The organism is Nocardia sp. CA-128927 (assembly GCF_050955855.1).
Classification (GTDB): domain Bacteria; phylum Actinomycetota; class Actinomycetes; order Mycobacteriales; family Mycobacteriaceae; genus Nocardia.
In genome coordinates, this window is sequence record NZ_CP192087.1 from 8691700 (window position 1) to 8713721 (window position 22022).

22 protein-coding genes are annotated in these 22022 nt (G+C 65.9%); 15 read left to right on the plus strand and 7 right to left on the minus strand.

Annotation, left to right across the window (positions count from 1 at the left end; genetic code table 11):
• Positions 1 to 22: 22 nt before the first annotated feature.
• Both ACQPW1_RS40390 and ACQPW1_RS40395 read left to right on the plus strand, forming a co-directional pair.
• Positions 23 to 541 carry a GNAT family N-acetyltransferase gene (locus ACQPW1_RS40390; protein ID WP_433658253.1) on the plus strand — a complete coding sequence of 173 codons (519 nt, stop codon included), beginning with the start codon at positions 23 to 25 and terminating at the stop codon, positions 539 to 541.
• Positions 541 to 1164, plus strand: a complete 624-nt coding sequence (locus ACQPW1_RS40395) for a histidine phosphatase family protein (RefSeq protein ID WP_433658254.1) — start codon at positions 541 to 543, stop codon at positions 1162 to 1164. Before ACQPW1_RS40390 ends, ACQPW1_RS40395 begins: the two co-directional genes overlap by 1 nt.
• A 50-nt stretch (positions 1165 to 1214) precedes the next feature.
• Here the strand turns inward: ACQPW1_RS40395 and hisN are convergent, their stop codons facing one another.
• Entirely contained in the window at positions 1215 to 2000 is a 786-nt protein-coding gene (gene hisN, locus ACQPW1_RS40400) for a histidinol-phosphatase (protein ID WP_433658256.1), read from the minus strand.
• 114 nt (positions 2001 to 2114) lie between these two features.
• Positions 2115 to 2705: an NADPH-dependent FMN reductase gene (locus ACQPW1_RS40405; RefSeq protein ID WP_433658258.1), complete on the minus strand. Its 591-nt coding sequence runs from the start codon at positions 2703 to 2705 to the stop codon at positions 2115 to 2117.
• Between the two features lie 142 nt (positions 2706 to 2847).
• Between ACQPW1_RS40405 and ACQPW1_RS40410 the strand changes: the two genes are divergently transcribed.
• From ACQPW1_RS40410 to ACQPW1_RS40420, 3 genes are all read left to right on the plus strand, one after another.
• Positions 2848 to 3696 (plus strand): helix-turn-helix transcriptional regulator, encoded by an 849-nt coding sequence (locus ACQPW1_RS40410; RefSeq protein ID WP_433658260.1) that lies wholly within the window; start codon positions 2848 to 2850, stop codon positions 3694 to 3696.
• 95 nt (positions 3697 to 3791) lie between these two features.
• Positions 3792 to 4907, plus strand: a complete 1116-nt coding sequence (gene prfB, locus ACQPW1_RS40415) for a peptide chain release factor 2 (RefSeq protein WP_433658262.1) — start codon at positions 3792 to 3794, stop codon at positions 4905 to 4907.
• 116 nt (positions 4908 to 5023) lie between these two features.
• Positions 5024 to 5869, plus strand: a complete 846-nt coding sequence (locus tag ACQPW1_RS40420; RefSeq protein WP_433658263.1) for a mechanosensitive ion channel family protein — start codon at positions 5024 to 5026, stop codon at positions 5867 to 5869.
• A gap of 784 nt (positions 5870 to 6653) precedes the next feature.
• On the opposite strand, the gene ACQPW1_RS40425 is transcribed toward ACQPW1_RS40420, so the two are convergent.
• On the minus strand, positions 6654 to 7619 hold the full coding sequence (locus ACQPW1_RS40425; RefSeq protein ID WP_433658264.1) for an AraC family transcriptional regulator: 966 nt from the start codon (positions 7617 to 7619) through the stop codon (positions 6654 to 6656).
• Positions 7620 to 7852: 233 nt separating this feature from the next.
• Between ACQPW1_RS40425 and ACQPW1_RS40430 the strand changes: the two genes are divergently transcribed.
• Complete coding sequence (locus tag ACQPW1_RS40430; RefSeq protein ID WP_433658265.1) at positions 7853 to 8809, plus strand: quinone oxidoreductase family protein; 957 nt, start codon at positions 7853 to 7855, stop codon at positions 8807 to 8809.
• Positions 8810 to 9098: 289 nt separating this feature from the next.
• Here the strand turns inward: ACQPW1_RS40430 and ACQPW1_RS40435 are convergent, their stop codons facing one another.
• A complete protein-coding gene (locus ACQPW1_RS40435; RefSeq protein WP_433658267.1) occupies positions 9099 to 9614 on the minus strand; it encodes a hypothetical protein in 516 nt (171 codons plus the stop codon).
• Positions 9615 to 10060: 446 nt separating this feature from the next.
• Complete coding sequence (locus ACQPW1_RS40440; protein WP_433658269.1) at positions 10061 to 10663, minus strand: TetR family transcriptional regulator; 603 nt, start codon at positions 10661 to 10663, stop codon at positions 10061 to 10063.
• Between the two features lie 152 nt (positions 10664 to 10815).
• Here ACQPW1_RS40440 and ACQPW1_RS40445 point away from each other — a divergent pair, with 152 nt between their 5' ends.
• The 7 genes from ACQPW1_RS40445 (at position 10816) to ftsX (ending at position 17602) form a co-directional block, all read left to right on the plus strand.
• The gene (locus ACQPW1_RS40445; RefSeq protein WP_433665465.1) at positions 10816 to 11718 is read left to right on the plus strand and encodes an aldo/keto reductase; all 903 of its coding nucleotides are present in this window, start codon (positions 10816 to 10818) and stop codon (positions 11716 to 11718) included.
• Positions 11715 to 12728 carry an NADPH:quinone reductase gene (locus tag ACQPW1_RS40450; RefSeq protein ID WP_433658271.1) on the plus strand — a complete coding sequence of 338 codons (1014 nt, stop codon included), beginning with the start codon at positions 11715 to 11717 and terminating at the stop codon, positions 12726 to 12728. Before ACQPW1_RS40445 ends, ACQPW1_RS40450 begins: the two co-directional genes overlap by 4 nt.
• Positions 12729 to 13446: 718 nt before the next feature.
• Positions 13447 to 13626 carry a hypothetical protein gene (locus tag ACQPW1_RS40455; RefSeq protein ID WP_433658272.1) on the plus strand — a complete coding sequence of 60 codons (180 nt, stop codon included), beginning with the start codon at positions 13447 to 13449 and terminating at the stop codon, positions 13624 to 13626.
• 236 nt (positions 13627 to 13862) lie between these two features.
• The gene (locus tag ACQPW1_RS40460; protein WP_433658274.1) at positions 13863 to 14435 is read left to right on the plus strand and encodes a hypothetical protein; all 573 of its coding nucleotides are present in this window, start codon (positions 13863 to 13865) and stop codon (positions 14433 to 14435) included.
• A gap of 15 nt (positions 14436 to 14450) precedes the next feature.
• Positions 14451 to 15599, plus strand: a complete 1149-nt coding sequence (locus tag ACQPW1_RS40465) for a hypothetical protein (RefSeq protein ID WP_433658276.1) — start codon at positions 14451 to 14453, stop codon at positions 15597 to 15599.
• A 408-nt stretch (positions 15600 to 16007) separates the two neighbouring features.
• Entirely contained in the window at positions 16008 to 16697 is a 690-nt protein-coding gene (ftsE, locus tag ACQPW1_RS40470) for a cell division ATP-binding protein FtsE (RefSeq protein WP_433658278.1), read from the plus strand.
• Entirely contained in the window at positions 16697 to 17602 is a 906-nt protein-coding gene (gene ftsX / locus ACQPW1_RS40475; protein ID WP_433658279.1) for a permease-like cell division protein FtsX, read from the plus strand. The genes ftsE and ftsX overlap by 1 nt, the downstream gene beginning before the upstream one ends.
• A 69-nt stretch (positions 17603 to 17671) precedes the next feature.
• Here the strand turns inward: ftsX and ACQPW1_RS40480 are convergent, their stop codons facing one another.
• A complete protein-coding gene (locus tag ACQPW1_RS40480; protein WP_433658281.1) occupies positions 17672 to 18040 on the minus strand; it encodes a MerR family transcriptional regulator in 369 nt (122 codons plus the stop codon).
• Between the two features lie 59 nt (positions 18041 to 18099).
• Between ACQPW1_RS40480 and ACQPW1_RS40485 the strand changes: the two genes are divergently transcribed.
• Positions 18100 to 18861, plus strand: a complete 762-nt coding sequence (locus ACQPW1_RS40485; protein ID WP_433658283.1) for an alpha/beta fold hydrolase — start codon at positions 18100 to 18102, stop codon at positions 18859 to 18861.
• A 120-nt stretch (positions 18862 to 18981) separates the two neighbouring features.
• Here ACQPW1_RS40485 and ACQPW1_RS40490 read toward each other — a convergent pair whose 3' ends face one another.
• Entirely contained in the window at positions 18982 to 20496 is a 1515-nt protein-coding gene (locus ACQPW1_RS40490) for an ArnT family glycosyltransferase (protein WP_433658285.1), read from the minus strand.
• Positions 20497 to 20626: 130 nt separating this feature from the next.
• Here ACQPW1_RS40490 and ACQPW1_RS40495 point away from each other — a divergent pair, with 130 nt between their 5' ends.
• Positions 20627 to 22021, plus strand: coding sequence for an acyl-CoA dehydrogenase family protein (locus ACQPW1_RS40495; RefSeq protein WP_433658287.1), 1395 nt, complete (start codon positions 20627 to 20629; stop codon positions 22019 to 22021).
• The last annotated feature ends 1 nt before the right edge of the window (position 22022 follow it).

A 22022-nucleotide genomic window follows, 5' to 3' on the forward strand; every position in this document is an offset into this window, starting at 1 on the left:
CATTCGCGGAAAGGAACCAAGCATGCCGGAATCGGCTCCCATGATCGCGGCCACACCGGACGATGCCGAGGACATCGCCAAGCTGCGTGACCGGCTCGCCCAGTGGATGGTCGACAACGACATCGTGCAGTGGGCACCCGGCGAGTACCCCGCCGCGACGGTCGCCGAGGAAGTGGCGCGCGGCGAATGGTTCGTCTGGCGCGACGAGACCCACACGCTGATCGCCGTGGTACGGGTGGTCTGGCGCGACGCGGAATTCTGGGGCGCCGACGACGCCGAGGCGGGCTACATCCACGGGCTGATGGTCGCCCCCGAATGGCGCGGACACGACCTCGGTGACCGGATCATCCAGTTCTGCGCCGACCACACCCTCGCCAACGGCATCACTCGGCAGCGTCTCGACTTCGCCGCCAACAATCCGGTGCTCCGGAAGTACTACACCGCAAGGGGTTTCACCGAGCTTCGCGAGGCGCCGCTCCCACCCCGGTTCCAATCCCACGGCACGATCAACGTTGTACTGATGGAGAAGATGCTGGCCTGATGACCGGAACGGCCACCCGGTACCTCTATCTCGCCAGGCACGGCGAGGCGACACCGGACGAGAGCGCACTGAGCGAACGAGGTCGCAGTCAGGCCTGGCTGCTCGGTGAGCGGCTGCGTGGTAGTCCGCTCACGCAGGTCCACCACGGTCCGCTGCCGAGGGTGGCGCAGACGGCGCAGCTGATCGGCGATCGCCTGGACGGTGTGCCGCTGCGCGCCACGGACTCGGCCGGTGATTACCTGCCCTACCTGCCGCGGAAGGACGAGCTGCCCGCGACGGCCGCGGATGACATCCTCGGCTTCCTCGCCCAGTTCCCCGCCGAGCAGCGCGAGCGCGGACCGCAGCTGGCGCGGGCGGCCGTCGAGCAGTTCACCGGCCCGGTCGAGGGCGACACCCCACGGCACGAGCTGGTTGTCACGCACGCCTTCCTCATCGGCTGGCTGGTGCGGGCCGCGCTCGACGCACCGAAGTGGCGCTGGATGGGCATCAGTCCAGCCAATGCCGCACTTACGGTGATCCGTTATGCCCCAGGCAGACCTGATTCGGTGCTGTTCTTCAACGACACCGGCCACCTGCCACCGGACCTGCGCTGGACCGGGTTCCCGCCGGAACTCCACCTCTGAGCAAGTGGACCGGCCGTCCACACCGAACAAGCGCGGCAACCGCACCCGACTCAGGGCTGAAAACGACTCAACGTCTCGTCGTGCAACAGCCCGTTCGTCGCAACCGCGTCCCCACCATGCGGCCCCGCTTGCCCCTCGAGTGAGGTGAAGGTCCCACCTGCCTCGCGAACAAGAATGTCGAGAGCCGCCAGATCCCACAGCGAGACTTCGGGTTCGGCGGCGATATCGACCGCGCCCTCCGCGACCAAGCAATAGGGATAGAAATCGCCATAGCCACGAACCCGCCACACATCGTCGGTGAGCGCGAGAAACTTCTCCCGCAAACCACGATCCCGCCAACCGGACAGGCTGGAGAACGCAAAGCTCGCCGAACTGAGCTCACCAACTGCGGACACCGAAATCGGTTTCGGCACTTCGGCATCGAAGCTGGTCCAGGCACCCGATCCCGCCGCCGCCCACCAGCGCCGGGACAGCGCGGGCGCGCTCACCACGCCGACCACCGGCACACCGTCTTCGAGCAGTGCGATCAGCGTGGCCCAGATCGGCACGCCGCGCACGAAGTTCTTCGTGCCGTCGATCGGATCGATCACCCACTGCCGCCCGGTGAACTCGGCGTCGCCACCGAACTCCTCCCCCAGCACCGAATCGTCGGGCCGATGATCGGACAGCACCTGCCGGATCGCCTTCTCCACCGCCAGATCGGCATCCGACACCGGCGTCAGGTCCGGCTTCGCGTCCACCTTCAAATCGAGCGCACCGAACCGCGCCCGGGTAATGCCGTCGGCCGCATCGGCCAACCGCAGCGCAAGTTCGAGATCAGCAGAGTCCACAGCCACTTCCGCACCCTATCGGGTCACCCCACCACCCGATCCGCGCGACCACCGACCACCCGCCCGCGAGCCCGTGAGCAGGGCGGAAGGTCGGACCTGCCTGCCGGGATACACATCACGTCATGCCACTGCGCCGACCGTCCGCGCCGCCGCCAAAGCATCGGCCCACCACTGCAACTGGTCGAGCATCGCCAACGCCGCCTCGGCAGGCTCGTCCGGTTCCCTGAGCTGCCCCTCGGCGTCGAAGAGCAGGTAGTAGCGCGGAAACGAAACGTAGTTGCGGACGGTATGCGCGTTGAGCTCGTTGAAGATCTGCCGCAGATGCTCGATGGCGAGCAACCCACCGCTCGCGCCGCTGTACCCGACGAAACCTATTGTCTTGGCGTCCCACTGGGTGAAATGCCAGTCGATGGCGGCCTTCAGCGCGGCCGGGATGCTGCGGTTGTAGTCGGGCGTGACGATCACGAACGCGTCGGCCGCGTCGAGCCGCTCGGTCAGATCGATCATGCCGTCCGGCCGTTCCGGATTCGGATCCAGCGCTGGTGACACGGCGGGCAACGCCAGCGGTAGATGCGCCTCCGCCAGGTCGATGACGTCCACCTCGAACGCCCCGTGACTCCTGGCGTGCTCGGTGAACCATTCGGCCACCACCGGTCCGAAGCGTCCTTCCCGGACGCTGCCGATGATCACCGCGAGTTTCAATGCCGACATCGAGTTCCTCCAACAGATTCGGCGACCGAGGTCTCGGCCGCAGGTCCCAATCTGCTGGCTGCCGCGACGCCCAGGAAGACCGCCGTGAGAGTGGTAGTGGCAGGGACACCCTCCGACCGCCGCCGCTTGTTACGTTCGAAGGGTGAGCGACAACGAGCTGGGCCTGTTCCTCCGCACCCGGCGCGAGGCGGTCACCCCGGCCCAGGTCGGCCTGGCCGCCGGAACGCGCCGCCGCACGCCCGGCCTGCGCCGCGCTGAGCTCGCGACGCTGGCCGGAGTGAGCGTCGAATACATCACGCGGCTCGAGCAAGGCCGCGATCGCCGCCCGTCACCGCAGGTGCTGTCCGCGCTCGCCGATGCGCTGCGCCTCAGCACGAGCGAACGAGTGCACTTGCACGTCCTCACCAAATCCGCCGACGTCGGCTTCAACTGCATGGGCGGCGCCCAACCGCAGCGCGACGTGCGCCCGACCGTCCGCGCCATCCTCGACCGTCTGGAACCCGCACCCACGGTGGTCGTCAACAGACTCACCGAGGTCCTCGCGCACACCGACGGCTACCGCCGCTTGATGGCACCGTTCGGCCTGTTCGAAACCGCTCCCGCGAACCTGGCCCGCTTCGTCTTCACGGACCCGCGCGCCCGCGCCACCTACCCGGACTGGGCCCACCTCGCCGACCAGACGGTCGCGACCCTCAAACGCGGCCCGTTCCGCAAGGACCCGCACATGGCCGCGCTCGCCGACGAACTGACGGTCACCGTCGGCCCCGAATTCACCGACCGCGTCGAGACCGTCCCCAGCCTCCCCGCCGCCACTGGCATCACCCGCTTCACCCACCCCGACGCGGGCCAACTGCGCCTCGCCTACGAAATCCTCGACCTCTCCGCCGACGATGACCAGCACCTGATCGTCCACCTCCCCGCCGACGAAGCCACGGCCACAGCCCTCGATCAACTCGCGGGCCTGCGTCCAGGAGCCCTCCGCGCGGTCTAGCTCCGAGCGCGGCCGGATCACCGTTCGCCGAACGCAACCCATTCGAGCCGCACTGCTGATTTGGTAGCTGCGCCATACCAGTAGGCTTGACCATCGTGCATCCTGACGTTTCCGCTGATCTCGCCGAACTCGACGCCACCCTCAAGACGGTCGAATCGGTCCTCGACATCGAGGAGCTGCGCCGACGCATCAACGAGCTCGAGCACCAAGCCGCAGATCCCGATCTGTGGAACGACCAGGATCACGCTCAGCAGGTGACCAGCGAGCTCTCGCACGCGCAGGGCGAGCTGCGCCGCGTGGAGGAATTGCGGCAGCGGCTCGACGACCTGCCGGTGCTGTACGAACTGGCCGAAGGCGAAGAGGGCGAGTCGCAGGAGGCCGCGCTGGCCGACGCCGACGCCGAACGTGCCGCGCTGCACGGCGACGTGGAGGCCCTGGAGGTCCGCACCCTGCTGTCGGGCGAGTACGACAAGCGCGACGCGCTGGTCAACATCCGCTCCGGTGCCGGTGGCGTGGACGCCGCCGACTGGGCCGAGATGCTGATGCGCATGTATATCCGCTGGGCCGACCGGCACAAGTACTCCGTCGAGGTCTACGACACCTCCTACGCCGAAGAGGCGGGCATCAAGAGCGCCACCTTCGCGGTGAAGTCGCCCTACGCCTACGGCACGCTGTCGGTCGAGATGGGCACGCACCGCCTGGTGCGGATCAGCCCGTTCGACAACCAGGGCCGCCGCCAGACCTCGTTCGCCGAGGTCGAGGTGCTGCCGGTGGTGGAGACCACCGATCACATCGAGATTCCCGAGGGCGATATCCGCGTCGACGTGTACCGGTCCTCAGGTCCCGGCGGCCAGAGCGTCAACACCACCGACTCGGCGGTGCGCCTGACGCACATCCCGACCGGCATCGTCGTCACCTGTCAGAACGAGAAGTCCCAGCTGCAGAACAAGATTTCGGCCATGCGCGTGCTGCAGGCCAAGTTGCTGGAACGCAAGCGGCAGGAAGAACGCGCCGAGATGGACGCGCTCAAGACCAACGAGGGCGCGTCCTGGGGCAACCAGATGCGCTCCTACGTGCTGCACCCGTACCAGATGGTCAAGGACCTGCGGACGAACTACGAGGTCAACAACCCGTCGGCGGTGCTCGACGGCGATATCGACGGCTTCATCGAGTCGGGCATCCGCTGGCGCATGCGGGAACAGCCGAACTAAATCGTTGCGGGTAGCGCAATCGCCGCCAGACGCGGCCGCTTGCACGGAATGGTAGGACGTACGGCGGTAACCTGTCTGGCGTGCGTCCAGTTGGGAGTTCAGTCGAGGTGTTGACCATGTCACTCGCAACGACCTCGGAAACCACGAACTGGCTACGTTCCAACGGGCTCGAGATCGTGCTGTTGATCCTCGGCGCCATCCTGTTCAGCCGGTTCGCCACGTTCCTCCGGGATCGGATCACCCGCAAGATCGACGCCGAATTCCGCGGCGGCGACGCGCTGGTGCGCACCGAGGCGGCCAAGCACCGGCACGCGCTGGCGCAGGTGGTCACCTGGGTGGTGCTGACCATCGCCTACGTGCTGATCGGCATGGAGGTGCTGCAGCGGCTCGGCTTCGCGGTCACCGGCCTGGTCGCGCCCGCCGCGGTGCTCGGCGCCGCGCTCGGTTTCGGCGCGCAGCGCATCGTGCAGGACATCCTGGCCGGGTTCTTCCTGATCACCGAACGGCAATACGGCTTCGGTGACGTAGTTCGCATCGCGGTGACTGGAGCCGCGGAGATGGCAGAGGGTACGGTCGAAGACGTCACGTTGCGGATCACCACACTGCGCAATTCCGACGGTGAAGTGATCACCGTGCCCAACGGCCAGATCGTGAAAGTGACGAATCTGTCGAAGGATTGGGCACGCGCCGCAATCGACGTTCCGGTGTCCGCGAGCGCGGACATCACCAGGGTCAACGAGATCCTGCACGAGGTCGGTACAAAGGCGTACGAAGATCCTCGACTCAAACCACTGCTACTCGACGAGCCCACGGTGATGGGCGTCGAGGACTTGACCGTTGACCAGATGAATATCCGAATGGTTGCCCGCACCTTGCCGGGCAAACAGTTCGAAGTCGGACGCGAACTGCGGGTACGAGTAGCCGCGGCGTTGCGCCGGGAGGGAATCAGTGAGACCACGTAGAACCATCTCGCTCTTGAAGGAAGCGGTGCGACCCACCGCACTCCTGAAGGAATCGAGACCACGTCGCTCCACCGCGATCCTGATAGCTACTTGGGTCGCCACGTTCGTGCTTTACCTATTCGTCAAGCCGGATCAACCATTTGCGCCAGGCTCGGAACCCAGCCTGAACACCGTTCCAGCAGCGGTGAATCCAGCGGTCGCGCCGCGCTGATCCAGACAAACGCCACACTGAGCTCGGCGGACTCGCCGGGCATCGGTGATCGGCAACGCGGTGGACACGGAGTTGCTGGCTACACTGGCTCCCCGTGATCACCATGCGGAATCACTGCCGGGCGCTCTGAGCTGCACAAATACTGATATTCAGCCCCCATAGCACGTTTATGGCACGAATTCAGTCGTGGACGTCCACCAACGCACGGTCGTTTCCTATAGCGCTTGGCTACGGCGGCGAACTCCGACGTCGCTCATCAGCGAGTTCTGATGTCGGACGACGAAGCTGAGATCAGCTGCTACGGTCCGATCTGACGTCAACGACGAGCGTGTCACGCGGGATGGGCGTGCCCGCAGAACGCGCGGTAATGCCGAATTGAGTGTGTTCGGCTGACCCGTCGTCCAGGACGAGCCGGCCGGGTGACGAACGTCCGGATCTGCCGACGTGCGGATATCGATCCGTTGTGTTGGCAATCGATCGAAACCCGGTGCGGCGCCAACATCGAGACTCGAGACGCCGCGTACCTCTGCTGGCGCGACGCCTGTGCACCCCGGGATCCGATTAGCCACCACCTCACTGACCCGAACCTGGAAGCATTACCCGGTCAAGGTTGTGTGACGAGCCAATAGGGCGGGCGGCGCGGGCGTAGCGGCCGGGCGGGGTTCCCATTTCGCGCTTGAAGGCTGTGTTGAAGGCGTGTTCGGATTCGTAGCCCAGGGAGCTTGCGATCCGGCCGACCGTATCCTCGCTGGCGCGAAGCTTCTCGCTGGCCAATATCATGCGCCAGCGAGTCAGGTATGCGATCGGGGTCTCGCCGGCGCGGGCGCGGAAACGTTCGGCGAACGTCGTGCGGGACATGCCGGTCAGGGTGGCGAGTTTCTGCACGGTCCATGGGTGGGCGGGGTTGGCGTGCATGGCTTCCAGCGCCGTACTCAACTGAGGGTCGGCCAGGGCGGCGAACCAGCCGATGTCGTTGTGGGAACGGGTGGACATGTAGAGCCGGAGCGCCTGGACCAGTATCAGGTGGGCCAGCTGTTGAGCTATCAGATCCGAGCCCGGGCGTGCCTCGCGGAACTCCTCCATCATGAGCTCGATCGATCCCCGCAGCCGGGCGCGGTCGCCGGACGTCTCCACTGGCATGACGGGGGGCATGGACCGCAGCAGAGTCGGGGCGTTTGGGCTGGCGAACTCGAACCGGGTGCCGATCACGTACGCGTCACCGCCACCCTGGTACGTGATGACCCTGCCGCTGCGAGTCGGGCCTAGTACCTCCGAGGCCAGTGCCGGTTCTACGTCCTGTCCGCTGCCGATGACGGCGCCGCGACCGGTCGGCATGACGAAGCAGGAGCCCTCGGGGATCCGGACGGGCGCGTCACCGCCCTCGATCGTCAGCCAGCACGAGCCCTTGACGACGATGTAGCACTTGATCTGCCCGGCCAGATCGTCGAGCTGGATCGCCCATGCTCCGCCTGCGTCGACTTCGGCGGTGCTGACGCTTCGAGGCTTGAGCAGCGACAGTACCTCGCTCAGTGGATCCATCGGCCCTCCGGACGATCGCGAACAAAATCAGGGTTTTCAAGCATAGGCCGTACGTCGGCGTTCGCTTAGATTTTGACCTGGCCGATTCGCTCGGCTCCAACCCGCACGACGTCGGATCTCTGGCCGAGAGCCGCCGTCTCGTCCCCGATATTCCGACTCAGCTCGCGTACCTGGGTGGTCTTCTCTACCCCGGGACGCTGATCCACTCGCTCCGATCTGGAAGGACTCCGGAAATGAAGGCTGCAGTAGTCACTGCCTACGGCACGGCACCGCGCTACATGGACTCGCCCTCGCCGCAGGTGACAAACGATTACGAGATCGTGGTCGATGTCCTGGCCGCCGGGCTCCATCCGCGGGTCCGCATGCAGGCCGATGGTTCGCACTACACCAGCTCCCCCGACGATCTGCCCCTGGTGCCGGGCTTCGATGGGGTGGGCCGCGGTCCGGACGGCCGACTCTGGTTCTTCGTGTCCTTCGGTGGCCGGCACGGCTCGATGGCTGAACAGGTGGTCATCGACACTCGGCGCAGTTTCGTCCTCCCCGACGGGTCCGACCCGGTGACGGTGGCGGCGACGCTGAACTGTGTGATCGCGTCCTGGCTCGCCTTGAAACGGCGGATCTCCCTGCAACCGGGGCAGAACTTCCTGGTCCTCGGCGCGACCGGCGGCACCGGGCGCATGGCCGTAGCAGTGGCCCGGCTATTCGGTGCTGCGCAAGTGACCGCTGTCGGCCGCGACCCGGCACGTCTGGCCACGATTCACGGCGCCACCGAAACCGCCCTGATCGGCGACCCGCTGCCCCCGGACGTCGACGTGGTCCTTGACTTCCTCTGGGGTGAACCAGCCACCGCGACGATGGACGCTCTGGTCTCCGCACGCTCCGACCCGGCACGTCCGCTGACCTGGATCAACCTCGGCGAGATGGTCGGCGCCCGGGCAGCACTGTCGGCCGGCGCACTGCGGTCGTCACGGCTCGAAGTGATCGGCAGCGGGCAGGGTTCGCTGACCGGCCCGGAGATGGCGGCCGAAGCTTCGGCCGTCCTGGCCGAGATCGCTCGCGGCACCTTCGCCGTGGAGGCCGACCCGATCCCGCTGTCCGATGTCGAACGCGCCTGGTCGCAACCAGTCGACAGCAGCAAACGTATCGTCCTGACCCAGCCCTGCCCGGGGGTGGGCTCGTCCCGGCTGTAAGGCTGGCCGCGTTCTGGCGAAAGCCGTTCTGGCCGTGCCTAGTTCGGCTTCGGTGACGGTGGATCGATCATTGAGCACGAGCCTGCCACGCGCCGCCAGTGAGGCTCAACGTGTGACCGGCACGCCGGTCTGCCATCGCGGCTCGACCGGGCTCCAGGTGCAAACGTCCTATATTGCCGCGGAGCGCGCGTTCCGAGCGGACCGTGGCCGGCCTCGGACGGTCGGCCACCAATGCCTCCGCAACGTCCGCAACGTCGAAGTCCAGATCCGAACTGTCGCCAGCTGAGCCTCAGCTCCACCGGATGAGACTGATCCCCTGGCCGCGCCGATCGAGCTGACTGTCGGAGGGGTGCAGGGTCGCGGAGCGATAACCCAAGCCGTCGGGTTCGGGCTGCCACAGCGCCAGGTCCAGGATGTAGCGGGCGGTGTGCAAGAAGTTGCCCGCGGTGCCCAGCAAGATCAGAGTGTGCGCCTGCACTTGCTCGTGCAACCGAGCCCCGGCGGGCCGCCGCCAGCGCCACTTGGCGTTGTCGCGGTGCACCTCCTGCCAGTCCAGCACGTCGTCGGGGTTCCATACCACCGTCTGTGACCGGCCGCGATCGAGGCTGTGGCGCAGCGCTTTCCATTGATTGGGTGCGAAACCGCCGTGGGAATGGCCCAGCACCAGATCGAGCTCGCCAGCCGTGGTCGGGGAATCGGGGTCCGGTGGCGGGTTACCGCGCAATGGAATATGCACGAGGCTGTGCCGGGATCGGGCCGCGAGCAGCCACAGACCGGTGACCTGGAAAGCTGCCTCTGCAGTCAATTCGAAGCTGTACCGGGGATTTCTGTCGGTGAGCACAGCACCCCTGATCGGGCGGGAGGGCCGGATGACCCGGTATTCGTCCCGTCCCAGTCGTGCGCGGTGGACGCTGATCTGGAGCTGCACCGGTGTGAGGCTAGACGGACCGGTTCGCTCAGGGCCAGGGGTTTTCCGGTGATGGTGACGGTCGAGCGGTCGCGGACTGCCCTTGCATCAGAGCACGAACGTCACGTCCAGGTCCTGTGCGAGCTGCTCGACACTTTCCATGCCGGGCCTGTCAGAACCCCGCTATGAACGTCCGCAGAGGCCATATGGCGCGTGTTGGCCCTTCGTCCGAATTAGTTGGCTGGCAGCACTTCTGAATGCGCGCTCATGCCGATTACAGGATGGTCTGTGCGTCAGACATCTCTAGTTCCGAGCAGCAACCGCCCTACGACTGCGGACCAACGTCACCTCGCGGACGTCATCGGGGCCCGAAGTCCGTCGAGGATGAGCGAGACGACCGCCGCGGAGTCCGCTTCGGTCTCGGGGAAGTGCCATTGCGCAGCGTGTGTCGGGTCGTGGAAGCGGCTCGTCGCGTTCAGGACGGCCCGTGCGATCACTTCCGGGTCGTCTGCAACGAAGTCGCCGGTAGCGACGCCGTCGATGATGATGTCGCGGACCTGGGCGAGTAGGAAGCCGACATGGTCGGCGGATACGGTGCTGTGCTCGGCTGCCAGCACTCGGAAGGTGGCGAACAGCTCCGGATCCTCCCTGGCTTTCGCCCATTTGATGGCGAACATGGTGGTGAGCAGTGCTCGCAACCGCTCGGCCGGGGGCAGTTCGGAGTTGTGCGCCGCAGTAGCGAGTTCGTTGCGCACCTGGTCGAGCCAGCGCCGGATCACGGCCTCGCGGAGCGCGGCCTTGGACGCGAAGTGCCGGTACACGCTGCCGTGGCTCACGCCCAGCTGCCGTGCGACGTCGAGCACCGTCGTCTTGTCCGGACCGTGACGGCGCAGGATCTCCTCGGTGGCCGACACGATCGTCTCCGCGTCGAGCGGCTCTGCGCGCATCGGGCCTCCTTGTCGGCTGGTCACGTCATCGGCCTCGTGAACCTATGTCGCCACGGAGCCGGCGGTCAAACCTTGTCATCTGACTGACAACTATTGAAATCTGTCATCACAATTCCATAAGGTAGCGGCATCACCGACCAAGGAGACTCGTCATCAACACCTCCACCGCTTCCATCGCCGGTCGCTCCGTGTCCCGGATCGGCTACGGCACTGCCCAACTCCCGCGGCTGCGCGACCGCCACGACGAGGCTGTCGCCTTGCTCCGGCGTGCTGTCGAGCTCGGCGTCAACCATGTCGACACTGCCGAGTTCTACGGCTTCGGCTTCGCCAACGCCGTGATCCGCGAGGCCCTGTGCCCCGAGGACGACGTGCTGGTCGTCACGAAGGTCGGCGCCGACCCCGACCCGGGCGGGCGAGTGCCGCTGCGGATCGCACAGCGGCCCGAACAGCTGCGGGCCAGCGTCGAGGACAACCTGCGCAGTCTCGGCGTCGACCAGCTCCCCGTGGTCAACCTGCGACGCATGGATACCGGCCCCGGACTGCGTCCGGAGGGCGACCAGGTGGTCGACCTCGACGACCAGCTGGCGACGATGACCGGCCTACGTGACGAGGGCAAGATTGGCGCGATCGGGCTGAGCAGCGTCACCCTCGATGTCCTGCGCCGCGCCCTGCCGGCCGGCATCGTCTGCGTGCAGAACGCGTACAGCCTCGTCTCCCGTGACGACGAGGACATGCTGCGGCTGTGCGCGGCCGAGGGCATCGCGTGGGTGCCGTTCTTCCCGCTCGGCGGAGGATTCCCGAGCTTGCCCAAAGTCACCGACGAACCGGCCGTGCACGCCGTGGCCGAGTCCCTGAACGTGACCCCGTCCCAGGTCGGACTGGCCTGGCTGCTGCACCACGCGCCGAATATCCTGCTCATCCCCGGCACCGGCGACACCGCCCACCTGGTGGCCAACATGGCGGTCGGCGAGATCACCTTCGACGCGGACACGCTGGCCACCCTCGACGCCGTCGAGTCTCGGTCCAACAACGTCGCGATCGGCGCGTCGTCGTGAAGGCCGTCGTCTACCGCGCCAACGGCGGTCCCGACGTTCTGCAGCTGGTCGACCGCGAACCGCCCGTGCCTGCTCCCGGCGAGGTCCGCGTCCGGGTGGCCGTGTCCGGGGTCAACCCCACCGACTGGCAGGCCCGCGCCGCCCAGGCCATGGCGTTCCCGGAGATCACGCCGCACCTGGACGGCGCAGGTGTGATCGACGCCGTCGGCACGGGGGTCGATCAGAGTCGGGTCGGCCAGCGGGTATGGCTGTTCCTGGCCGCCGCGGGACGGCCCACCGGCACGGCCGCGGAGTTCACCGTCGTGCCGGACGGGCAGGCCGTGCCGCTGCCGGACGAGGCCGGTTTCGACGTCGGCGCCGCCCTCGGTGTTCCCGCGCTCACCGCGCAACGCGCACTCACCGTCGCCGAGGACGGGCCGCGCCGGCTTCGGCCCGGCGCGCTGGCGGACAAGGTGGTACTCGCTGCGGGCGGGGCCGGGACGGTCGGGCACGCGGTGATCCAGCTCGCCTGCTGGGCCGGTGCCACCGTGATCAGCACGGTCAGCAGCCCCGAGAAGGCACGGCTGGCCACCGCCGCCGGCGCCCACCACGTGGTCAACTATCGCGAGGGTGACCCGGCCGCCGAGATCCGCGCGATCGCCCCGGAAGGCGTGGACATCGTCGCCGAGGTGGCGCTCGGCGCGAACCTCGCCCTGGACCTGGCCGTGCTGCGGCCTCGCGGCACGATCTCGACCTACGCCAACGACGGTGGTCATCCGGTCGAGTTGAACGTGGGACAGCACATGGTGCGCAACACCCGCATGCAGTTCATCGTGCTCTACACCGCCGGTCCTGACGTCCGTGCCGCGGCCGTCGCAGACGTCGCCGCCGCCGTCGGTGACGGCGCCCTGCCGGTCGGCGAGGAGCACGGCTTGCCCCTGGTCCGGTTTCCGCTCCACCGCACCGCCGATGCCCACCGGGCAGTCGAGGGCCGCGCGGTCGGCAAGGTCCTGGTCGACGTTATGTCGTGACGGCCCTCCGGCCCGCTCGTTATGTAGGTCGGTGTGGCTGGTGGACCACAGCATTACCGATGATCGCGACGAGGTGATCTACCTTGTTCGCGATGCCCGGTAATGCCGTCGAGCGCGCGATGGTCAGCCGTCCAATTCGGTTGGCTGGCAGCGCATTCTTAATGCCCGCTCTCTTGCCGATGTCCGGGTACACCTTCTGTAGAGAGCAAATCACCGGCCCTTCAGGGGGCCGCCTTGTTGTTGACACGCGGCCCGTTCGACGGCGCCGGGTGGTCCGTTCAGAGACGGCGGCATGTCAATCCATCCACGCGGGATCGCCGAAGCGGTCACGGAACCCGTCGTTCATGTGCTGGAAATCAGGGGCCTGTTGCAGACCGCGTACCCGGGTCGCCGCAAGCCAGCAGTTGTCCGAATCAGACCGCTTGAGAATAAGGTCCTGATGCCACCCTGGTCCGGTCTGACGTACCCGATGACGACACACGACAGTTCAGTGACCTGTTCCGGCTGAACGTCATGATCGTGCGTTCCGGAGCTATCGCGTTGCCGTCGCCGACAGCGGAACCTGGAGGTGGCAGCAGACGATGGATTGACCTACCGCGCAATATGTTTCACCCCTCATGCAACGCGGTGGTTGTAGCGATCCGGGGATGTACCGGTATCAATCGCGATCCGAGACCGTTGGCGGTGCATCGTGGCTGGTGATCCCGAGGAGCCAGACGTGCACCTCACCGTCGTGCTGCACGGCTTACGACTGGACTACGCCGCATCCCCGACCGCCGCCGACAACTTCGTGCAAGAGCACCGAGACCACCACTACGTCGATGAAGCAACCGTAATCCCTGGTTCACCAACAGGATTGGACCGACTACCGAACGAGCGACTGTACGAGGGGCCATGAACGAGTACGAGGCAGCTCCAGCCGAATGGCTCAGGGCTACAGACGCTTTCAACGCTCAGAGTGCACCACGGTCCGGCCCTGTCCGCGATCGGCTCACCGCCGCAGGTGAGCGCTTCCGCCGTGCTCAGCGCCCCGAGGACGCGAACGGGGAAGACCGATCTTTGTCATGAGCTGCTTGTATCTTGACCCCTGGGCGCGGGACACCGGGCCGTTCAGGCACGACGAGAGGAGTAGACGTGAGTGACGACGAACAGCTGACGATGGATCTGGACGTCAATGCCGAGCAGTCAGAATGGGCTACATGGGTTGACCGTGACCGCCACGCGGCGCAGGTACGAAACTTCCTCAGCCGCGCTGGATTACCCCCGCTGCCGGAGGAGCCTTGGGACTTCGAGTCGCACGAGATATGCGGCGTCAACGACATGATCCGGAAAATACTTCCCGATCTCGAATCTGTGTCACAACCCGAAAACGCGGACATCGTAGATCAGCTGGTGTGCTTCACGGGAGAGTGCTTCGTGCAGTACCTCGATGCACGATGGGTAGATCTGTCCAATATCCCACCTGGGTACAACGATAGTGAACGAGTATCCATCTACGATGGAATAAGGCCCGGTTTGGTTTTCGAGTTCGAGAACTGGAAGACATTCACCGCCAACCTTTTTGTCGAATTCATTGTCGAGAACGAATTCATCGAACTTTACGAACTGGCGTCCGTTGGGTTCTGGCTTTTGCGTGGGGACAACGACCTCGGGCAGTCATTTGCGGACTTGGGCGCAGAATCTACCGGTCAACCTCCTTTCGTGTGACATCGACTGTCATGTTTGTTTCGCAAGCTCGGGGGCGGCGAATTGCCTGGCGACGGATACTACAATGACCGGCAAGGATTCGATCCGAATCGGCGCGGACAGATCTTCGAGACCGGCTCTGATCGGCACTTCCGCGACCGCGAGAATGGATATGTCCCCGACTCGCGGAAATACGAACACGGATCCGACAAAATCCAGTTCGACAAGGTCAAAGTCGAAAACGGCCAGATGTCCACCATCGAAGACAAGTCAGGCCGAATCGGTGGGCCGAAGGACGAGAAACAGCTTGAGGTCGTATACGAGCTGATCAAAAAGGGTGAGATCAAGCATCACACCCTGCGATCGGTCGAACGCGAGGTCGTATCCGAACGTTGTCAGCAAATCATCGACAAGATCCGTGAGGAATTCCCGAACAAGTTCACGCATCTACAGATATCACGCGCCGATGCTCGTGCGATTTGGGCGCGGGGCGTGGAATTGGAGCGAAGCAAGCAGCTCGAGAAGGAGGGCAAGGCCGTCCAACTCGAGTTGCCGGGGGTGGCGCAGAAAGCACGTGAGCAAAAGGGCGTAGACCTTCAAAAACGTCGGGACAAGCAAGTCATGCTCGCGAAGGCGCGTGAAGCGAGAGAAAAGTTCCAGGCGGTGCAGAGGTTCAGCCAAGGCGCTGAGCGTGGCCGAGCCGAAGCTCCACAACGGATACAGGCTGAACGCGCTGAGCAGGCACAAGAGCGAGCCGAACGGGCTAAGACCCGTGAAACACCGCAGGCCGAGCGCGATCGGGCCACCCGCGCAGTTGCGGAGAAGGCCGTGCAGGAAGTTCAGGCCAGGCTTACGGCCGGGTCGACCCCGGCAGGCAAAGCACCCGAGAAGGCCACTCCGGAACGCGCCGAGCGCACAGCAGCCGATAAGGCTCGCGAGACAGCTGCACAGCAGCGAGAAGCCGAAGCACGCGAGGCAGCGCGGAAGCAGGCCAAGTTGGACCAGGCACGGGACGCGGCGTATCGCGAGATGCTGAATCAACCTCAGGTGCCGGAGCATGTGCGACTGGCGCTGTCGCACGCACAGGCGCCGGAGGCGGCCGTACGGACTCCGCCTGGACAAGCACCCAGCGTCCAACGAGGTGGCAGGGGACCAGACGCACGCGGCATAGAACGCACCCGTTGATGGTCAAGCCAACCGCCGGCCGCAGCGCCGAAGCTCGAAGCGATCGCGGCGTCGGTCCGCGAGCAGTACGGAGACGACTTCACGGGCGACTAACGCCGAGTCGATAGGACGGCCAAGCGCCGAATCGCGTTGGGATGCTGCGACAGCTCAAGGACGCCGCCTCGCTCATCGTCCATGGTCCTGTAGCCCTGCCCTGGCACGGGCTAGGATCGCTGGCGCGGGTTACCCCTGGATTTGCTGGAATGTCGGCCGGTACCCCGCGATAGCACGAATTGAGCCCGATTTGTGCCGATGCGGACCGATGTACACCGATGTAGAGCAGTGCCACGATTGGAGCGAAATGCCCTGCAAGACAAGGGATCAGACGCCTGGACGTGCGGGTCTACGACGCCCGGCTAGGGGGCTGGTGTGATCACCATGCGGAACGTCACCAAGTCGTACAAGACCTCGACGCGACCCGCGCTGGACAACATCACCGTCGATGTGGGCAAGGGCGAGTTCGTCTTCATCATCGGACCGTCCGGCTCGGGCAAGTCCACCTTCATGCGGCTGCTGCTGAAGGAGGAGAGCCCCACCGCCGGGCAGATCCAGGTCGCCGACTTCCGAGTGGACAAGCTGCCCGGCCGCAAGGTGCCGAAGCTGCGCCAGCGGATGGGGTGCGTGTTCCAGGATTTCCGGTTGTTGCAGCAGAAGTCGGTGCACGACAACGTCGCGTTCGCGCTGGAGGTGATCGGCAAGCGACGTCAGTTCATCGACCGCACCGTCCCCGAGGTGCTCGACATGGTCGGTCTCGGCGGCAAATCCGATCGACTACCGTCCGAGCTTTCCGGTGGCGAACAGCAGCGCGTGGCGATCGCCCGCGCCTTCGTGAACCGGCCGCTGGTGCTGCTGGCCGACGAACCGACCGGCAACCTGGATCCCGATACCAGCGGCGACATCATGATGCTGCTGGAGCGAATCAACCGAATCGGCACCACGGTGCTGATGGCCACCCATGACAATCACATCGTCGACGCGATGCGCAGGCGCGTGATCGAACTCGATCGCGGCCGGCTGGTGCGCGACGAGGCGACCGGTGTCTACGGGGTGGATCGCTGATGCGCGCGAGCTTCCTGTTCAGCGAGGTCTTCGCCGGTCTGCGGCGCAATGTCACGATGACCGTCGCGATGATCCTGACCGTCGCGGTCTCGCTCACCATGCTCGGCGGTGGTCTGCTCGCGGTGCGGATCGCGGACAAGACCGAGCAGTACTTCCTGGATCGACTGGAGGTGCGGCTCTATCTCACCGAGGACATCTCCGCCAACGATCCGGACTGCTCCCGCGATCCGTGTAAGGCACTGATGGCGGACCTGAAGGCGACCAAGGACGTCGAATCGGTCCAGTACCTCAGCCGCGACGACGCCGTCCGCGAGGCCAAGGAGAAGACGTTCAAGGACCAGCCCGAGCTGGCCAAGTACGTCAGCGAGACACCGCTGCCCGCGTCGCTGCGGGTGAAGATGAAGAACGCGGAGCTGTATCCGCAGATCTACGAGAAGTTCTATCAACGACCAGGCGTCGGCATGGTGCGCAATGACAAGGACATCGTGGACCGGCTGGTCAGCCTGTTCGACGGGCTGCGCAATGCCGCGTTCGGTCTGGCCGTACTGCAGGCGTTGGCCGCGCTGCTGTTGATCGCGAACATGGTGCAGATCGCCGCGTTCACCCGGCGGACCGAGGTCGGCATCATGCGGTTGGTCGGTGCGACGCGTTGGTATACGCAGTTGCCGTTCCTGTTGGAAGCGGTGGTTGCCGCGCTGGCCGGTTCGCTCGTCGCGGTGGTCGGGTTGTTGCTCGCGCGGCCGTTGGTGATCGATCGGGCGCTCGGAGATCTGTTCGCCAGCAAGGTCTTTCCGCGGATCACCGGCGACGACATCGCGATGGTCGCGTTGGTGATCGCGCCGGTGGGCATCGTCTTCGCCGCGCTGACCGCGTATGGCACGTTGCGGTATTACGTGCGCGAATAGCGTCGAGACGACTCAGCGCGAGCCAGTCCAGGAGTTCTGGGCTGGCTCGCGCTGGTTACCGGGTACCGGTCAGCGTGCGGGCATTCGCTCTCTGATCGACGTGCGCTGCACCGCGAGCAGTTCGCGTTGCCGCTCGAGTACGGCGATCTTGTTGTCCAACTCGCTGTGGCGGCTCTCGACGATGTCCAGCGACTGGTCGCACGCCTGAATCGACTTGTCGACGTGGTCGATCGCGCACGGCAGCAAGCTGCGGATGTCCTCGGTCGACAGACCCGCGGCCAGCATGTCCCTGATGTGGCGCACCTGGTCCGGTGCGTCGTCGCCATACGCGCGATAGCCGAGCGAATCGCGCTGCGGTTGCAGCAGGCCCTGCTCCTCGTAGTACCTGAGCAGGCGGGTGCTCACGGCGGTGCGGCGCGCCAGTTCTCCGATCAACATATGACCTCGCTCACCCTCGGCTTGCCTTCACACTCATGTGAATTCCTAACTTGGCTGGCATGACAGCAATTCCCCTGCGGACCACGGTGACCGGCACCGGGCCCGGCCTCGTCCTCGCACACGGGGCGAGCGGCACCATTGATACCAACTTCGGCGCCCTGATCCCCGCACTGGCCGCGACGCACACCGTGGTCGCCTCCGACTATCCGGACAGCGATATCCAGCTCACCCTCGACGGTCTCGCCGATGCGCTCGTCGCGGCCGCGGTCGACGCCGGGGTCGAGACGTTCTCCATCGTGGGTTACTCGCTCGGCAGCACGGTCGCCGTGCGTGCCGCGGTGCGACATCCGGATCGGGTGCGCGGGCTGATCCTCGCGGCGGGGTTCGCCAAGGCCGACAACCGGGCCCGCCTCGCCGTGCAGATCTGGCAGGACCTGCTCGATCGCGGTGACACCGCGACGTTCTCTCGCCTCGCCCTGTCGCAGGCGTTCAGCGCCGCCTTCCTCAACGGACTGCCCGCCGACCAGGTCGACGAGTTCGTGCGGATCGGCGCGACGACCATTCCGCGCGGCACACTCCAGCAGGCCAGCCTGGTCGAAATCGTCGACACCACCAGCGATTTGGCGCGCATCACCGTGCCGACGCTGGTCGTCAACGCCACCGAGGATCTCTTGATCGACCCGGCGAACTCCCGCTTCCTCGGCGAGGCCATTCCCGGCGCGGATTACGTCGAGATCGCGGCTGGGCACGTCCTCATGGCCGAGCAGCCTGATCAATGGCGCAAAACCGTCGAAGACTTCCTCGCCCATCACCGGCTCTGACTCGGGCACCGAACGGCGCATGGCGGCGGCATCGGTCGAGTAGGCCCGCCGCCACGTCCCGCTCGGCGCGCGTTGTTGGTGTGTCCCCCCGGGTGAGCGTGCCGTCTTGTCCTCGAGCGGTCAGCCGAGGTGCTTTGCCTGTGGCCATAGCTCGGACCAGGGAGCACGAAGGTTTCGGCAGATGAAGAGGGGTGCGCCCTGCTCGTCGTTGTCGATGTCGCGGGTGTTGTCGATGCGACCTGCGGGTTGGATGTCGGTGAACGCACGCGCCAGGTCGTCGCGCGCGATACCGATCGTGAGCACCTCGGTGGCGGTATCGCTCGGCGGGCCCCACCACCAGTAGGAGTTGTGGCCGGAGTGGGGTTTCGGCAGGTTGTAGGGGGCGCCGAACCGTTCGATGGCACCGGCCTCGCCGTAGTTGTCGGTGAGGATCGCGATGTCGGGGCCGAGTCGGGCGCGTACGTCGCCGACTTGGCGGGTGAATTCCGGCCAGCCGATCGTTTCGCCCGCGTCGTAGTTGATCGCCAGGACCGGCGAGTCCTTCAGCATCGAGATCGGCAGTACCGGCAGGAACAGCACCGCAGAGGTGACCGCGTTCACCACGACCACGAAACTCACTGCCGCCCAACGTATTCGTCGCTCGCCCAGCCACGTGGCGACCGGAACCGCCCCGGCCGCGAGCAGAATCGGATACATCCCACTCAGGTAGTACGCCTTCCCGCCGACCGCCACGAACAGCACGAAGAGCAGGCCGTAGGCCGCCGCGAACGCTCGATATCGGCTGTCCCTAGCCAGCCGCCACAAACCGAACATCCACAGCGGCACCAGCAGCGCACCTATCAGCCCGAACTGCAAGAGCACGAACATGATCGGCGAATCCGACGTGCCGGACGACCCGCCCGCCATCGCCTGGCTCATCTCCCACTGCGGCCACCCGTTGCGCGCCTGCCACACCAGATACGGCAGCCAGATCAGCACCGCGATCCCGATAGCCATCGGAAAGAACTTGGTGGCGAACAGCTTTCGTGGGCCGAACGCGAACAGCGACACCAACAGCGCGAGCACCGGGAAGATCAGCAGCAGCTTGTTCTGCAGACCGATGCCGATCACCAGGCCGATCACCAGCCACCACCGCGGGCCGCTGAGCCACAACGCATTTCGGCGCTCCGGCACGATGGCATGATCTTCGGCCTCGCCCTGCCGATCGACCTTGTCTGGTCCACCGATCTCCCGAATCAACTTCAGCACCAACAGCGACACCACCGACCACACGGCCAAATCGAACACCGCCGTACTCAACAAGTGCCCGGTACCCATGAGGAGCGCCGCACTCGCCACCGCCCCGGCGGCCAACGCCTGGGCCGCACGCCCGCCGCCGAACTCCCGGGCCATCAGCCCGGCGCACACCACCACCAAGGTGGCCGCGAGCACCGCGGGCAGCCGCAGCAGGAATAACGAATCGGGATCGATCGCCGCCATCACCTTCGCGACCAGCGGCGTTAGCGGGGGCTGATCCGGGTACCCCCACGAGAGGTGGCGACCGGCCGCCAAGAAGTAGAGCTCGTCGCGGTGATACCCGTAGCGCGGGGTACATGCGATCAGAACAACGGCGAACAGCACCGCGACAATGGGCACCCGACCAGCCTGGCATAGATATGGGGCGTATGCTGCACCTCGACGCGGTTCTTACTCTGGAGTAAGATAGTCTTACTCAGGAGTAAGATAGCCGGGGCCAAGACCTCACCCCACCCACCCGAGAAAACAGGTGATGATGAGCACTCGAGACAGCGCAACGAAGCGAAGTCCAGACACGTCCGCAGTCGGCCTCAGCCACCCCAAGCGGGACTGGATGGGCGCGGCCATGCGGGTGATGACGACCATTACCGGGTCGGAGCTCGCCGAGAAGTACAACCTGCGCAAGCCGATCGAGCGAGTCACCTACGAGGGCACCAAGACCGGTTTCCGCACGCTCGGCGCCGCCACCCGTGCCTTCGCCAAGGTCACCGGTAACGGTCAGCCGAAGCGGCTCGCGCCGAACGAGGCGAAGACGAAGGACTTCTTCGACCTCACCCCGAGCGACGAGCAGCAGATGATCACCGAGACGGTGCGCGAATTCGCCGCCGAGATCCTGCGCCCGGCCGCCTACGACGCCGACGCCGCCGCGAAGGCCCCGCGCGACCTGCTCGAGCGCGCCGCCCAGCTGGGCATCACCCTGATCAACGTCCCCGAGGAGCTCGAGGGCGCTGCCTCGGAGCGCGGTGCGGTCACCAATTCCCTTGTGGCCGAGGCGCTTGCGCACGGCGACATGGGCCTGGCGCTGCCGATCCTCGCGCCGAGCGGTGTCGCGGTGGCGCTGTCCCAGTGGGGCACCGACGCCCAGCAGAAGACCTACCTGCCCGCCTTCACCGGCGAGAACGTGCCGCAGGCCTCCGTGGTGATCAGCGAGCCGCGCGCGCTGTTCGACCCGTTCGCGTTGCAGACCAAGGCCGTTCGCTCGCCGAGCGGCTATCGGATCTCCGGTGTGAAGAGCCTGGTGCCCGCCGCCGCGGATGCCGAGCTGTTCCTCATCGCCGCCGAACTCGATGGCCGCCCTTCGCTTTTCATCGTGCCGTCGGACACCCCCGGCCTGGTGGTCGAGGCGGACCCGAGCATGGGTCTGCGCGCCGCCGGTCTCGGTCGCCTGCTCCTCGACAACGTCGCGGTCGGCGCCGAAGCGATCCTCGGTGACGGTGACGCCAAGCAGCGCGCCGAGGACTACGCCGACGCCGTTCGGCTGGCCCGCCTCGGTTGGGCCTCGCTCGCGGTCGGCACCGGACAGGCCGTGCTGGACTACGTGATTCCGTACGTGAACGAGCGGGAAGCATTCGGCGAGCCGATTTCGCACCGTCAGGCGGTCGCCTTCATGGTCGCCAACATCGCGATCGAGCTCGACGGCCTGCGGCTGGTCACCCTGCGGGGTGCCTCGCGCGCGGAACAGGGTCTGTCCTTCGCCCGTGAGGCGTCGCTGGCCCGAAAGCTGGCCACGGACAAGGGAATGCAGATCGGTCTGGACGGCGTGCAGCTGCTCGGCGGCCACGGCTTCACCAAGGAACACCCGGTCGAGCGCTGGTACCGCGATCTGCGGGGTATCGGCGTCGCCGAAGGTGTCGTGCTCATCTAAC